The organism is Candidatus Margulisiibacteriota bacterium (assembly GCA_028706105.1).
Lineage (GTDB): Bacteria > Margulisbacteria > Riflemargulisbacteria > GWF2-35-9 > DYQY01 > DYQY01.
Genome location: JAQWCF010000140.1, coordinates 1 through 3,051, shown reverse-complemented (window position 1 = coordinate 3,051; position 3,051 = coordinate 1). Strand labels below are relative to the sequence as shown.

The window sequence follows — 3,051 nt, the reverse complement described above, 5'->3', positions numbered from 1 at the left end:
AACCAAAACTGGTTATACTCTCTCAGGATGATCGCCAACAATAGTTGCAGTTACTGGAGCTACAACATATACTGCAATTTGGACTAAAAAAACATACACAGTTAGATTTTTTGATTCCAATCCAGTTAATGGAACTCCTGGAGTGCAAGCTTTAAAAACAGAATCCGTTTTATACCAAGAAAATGCAACTCCACCAACCAGTCCTACATTTCCTGGTTTTGATTTTGATGGGTGAGAGCCGTCTTACGAAGAAATTTCTTCAAATACTAATATTTATGCAAAATATAAACCAAAAGAATACACACTTACAATAGAAACTAATATAGCATTACAAAGCACAACAGTTTCAAGAACTTCAAGCCCGTATCAAAGTGCAGGAACAACCATAATAGACAATAAAATATATTATGGAGATGTTTTATCAATATCTGCAGTAGCAAAAACTGGGTATAACAATCCTACAGTAACATCTTCAGTAACTGTTGAAGGAAATATTAGAACAATTCAAGATGGATATGTTATAGTTGGAGCCATAAAAACATACACAGTCGTATTTAAAAATTGGGATGAAACCGTTTTAAAAACACAAACTGTATCTCACGGTAGTAGTGCAACTGCACCTTCAAATCCTACAAGACCTCAAACACCAGCATACACTTACACATTTAGTGGTTGAGATAAAGCATTTACGAATGTAACACAAAATTTAGATATTACTGCAGAGTATACACAAACTCCAAGAAGTTATACTATAACTTGAATACGCAATGATGGAACTGGACTTTCAACAACTACACAAGAATATTATGGTGTTGATCCTACTCCTCCATCACTTCAGAGAAATGGTTATACTCTCTCAGGTTGAACACCACAAATATCTCCAGTTATTGGAGAAGCAACATACACTGCAAGCTGAACACCAATAACTTATACTATAACTTATATTTTAGATGGTGGAACTAACAATCTTAGTAACCCTTCAACTTATAACATTGAAACACCTTCAATTACTTTTCTCGCTCCTACCAAAACTGGCTATGATTTTAATGGTTGGACAATAACTGGTGTAAGTAAAGGTAGTACAGGTAACAAAACTACTACTGCAAGCTGAACATTTATTAATGTTCCAAATTTAAATAGTATAGCAAATGATTGTGCATTTAATAGCGACGATCAATATTTAGTAGTTGCACATGAAACTACTCCTTATGTAACAATTTATAAAAAAGGAACTAATGATACTTTTAGTAAAATAAACTTAACAGCGCCACCAGGCAAAGCAGAATCTTGTGCTTTTAGTCCAGATGGAAAATATTTAGCTATCGGTCATCAAAATGCACCAGGCCTTACTATTTATAAAAAGGGAACAGGAGATAATTTTTCCAAACTTACAATGAATACTATAGAACAAAATATAGCTCTAAGTTGCACCTTTTCAAAAGATAGTAAGTATTTAGCTGTAACCCATCTTAACGCACCTCACATAACTATTTATGAAACAGGAGAAATAGATATATTTACAAAAATGAACGCATTAATTAGTCCTGATGGAGACCAAGGTTTAGGTTCATCTTCTTCTTTCTCAGACGAAAATGAATATCTTGCTATAACATATAATAATTCGCCTTATGTAGCTGTAATTAAAGCACAAAGAAATCCAAACGAAAAGCACACTTATCTACTTGACAATGATTTTTCTACTGTAAGCTCACTATTGGATACACCATTAATAGAATTAGGATATGCAAGTGAATCTGGTACTCAATTGCAAAATAAAAAAGTAAAATTAATTTGAAAGTAGCAAATTAAACGTCTTACTGGAAGGTGAATATGAACGAAACTATACATTTAATAATTAAAATTATAGCAATATTTGGAGGCTCATTGATAGCAACAATACCTCTTTGAATATTGCTAAATAAAAATAAAAGGAGGTAATAAAATGAATTGGACAGAAATTGTAATAGCAGTTTTAACAACAGTCGCAGTCCCACTATTGACAGCAGTTGGTGCTTATCTGATAACTTGGTTTAAAACCAAAATTGAAGGCACAAAATTTGCTGATGCTATGTGAAAATTCGAGGACTTAATCGAAGAAGGAGTTAGAAAAACGTATCAAACATACGTTATGAAATTAAAAGAAGAAGGAAACTTCACTCCTGAAGCTCAAAAGAAAGCATTAGAAGACACAATCGACAGCATATTAAAACTAATACCTGCTAAGTCTTTAGATTTATTAAAAAAGTTCTACCCTGACATTCAAGCATGGCTTATTGTCAAGATAGAAGCAATGATTGATAAATTAAAAAATGACAACTAAATTTAGTAAAATCGGAAGATTCATGTACAACATGTGTGATAAAGGGGCGAATTTTTTAAAGAGACATCGCCCTCTTTATTATATCTTAGCGTGTACTTGAGGAATTATAATGACACTTTTAGGGTTAATTATAACTCTTGTTTTATTAATATTTGGTAAAAAACCTAAGAAACATAAAGGCATCTATTATATTGAAGTAGGTAAAGGTTGGGGTGGACTTGAAATGGGTCTAATGTTTCTTTGTAGTGAAAATCCGTCTGAGCATTTAAAAAATCACGAAACTGGTCATACATATCAAAACGCTTTACTTGGTCCACTATTTCCGATTTTGGTAGGAATACCATCGGCAATCAGATATTGGTATCGAGAAATAGTTTATAAAATAAATACGAAAAAATATTATAATCTACCAAAATATGATGACATATGATTTGAAGGAAGTGCGTCAGATATTGGCAATAATTTATAATTAGTGATAAAAGATAAGAAAGTCAAATAGAAGGTCCTTTTTTAGGTTTAATAAGGATTGAAATTTGACTTTTTTTTATTATTATGATATAATTATATTATAAGAAGTGAGAAATAAAACTATTTATTGTGTGCTGGATGCGGCCTTAGAGTAGATAGTTATAGGTCAAAGAGATAATTAAAATAGTCATCTCTAAGGCCGCGAATTGCTTCAATAAAAGGGAGGAAATAATAACATGAAGAACACAAACAGTTATACGGCG

At 32.0% G+C, this 3,051-nt stretch carries 5 protein-coding genes; all 5 read left to right on the top strand.

Features of this window, described 5'->3' with window-relative positions; translation table 11 throughout:
- Positions 1-934 precede the first annotated feature (934 nt).
- Positions 935-1,111 (top strand): InlB B-repeat-containing protein, encoded by a 177-nt coding sequence (locus PHF25_09375; GenBank protein MDD4528217.1) that lies wholly within the window; start codon positions 935-937, stop codon positions 1,109-1,111.
- Between the two features lie 282 nt (positions 1,112-1,393).
- Positions 1,394-1,795 carry a hypothetical protein gene (locus PHF25_09370; GenBank protein ID MDD4528216.1) on the top strand — a complete coding sequence of 134 codons (402 nt, stop codon included), beginning with the start codon at positions 1,394-1,396 and terminating at the stop codon, positions 1,793-1,795.
- Positions 1,796-1,942: 147 nt separating this feature from the next.
- Positions 1,943-2,074, top strand: a complete 132-nt coding sequence (locus tag PHF25_09365) for a hypothetical protein (protein ID MDD4528215.1) — start codon at positions 1,943-1,945, stop codon at positions 2,072-2,074.
- Positions 2,075-2,128: 54 nt separating this feature from the next.
- Positions 2,129-2,320: a hypothetical protein gene (locus PHF25_09360; protein ID MDD4528214.1), complete on the top strand. Its 192-nt coding sequence runs from the start codon at positions 2,129-2,131 to the stop codon at positions 2,318-2,320.
- A 109-nt stretch (positions 2,321-2,429) separates the two neighbouring features.
- Complete coding sequence (locus tag PHF25_09355) at positions 2,430-2,750, top strand: hypothetical protein (protein MDD4528213.1); 321 nt, start codon at positions 2,430-2,432, stop codon at positions 2,748-2,750.
- The last annotated feature ends 301 nt before the right edge of the window (positions 2,751-3,051 follow it).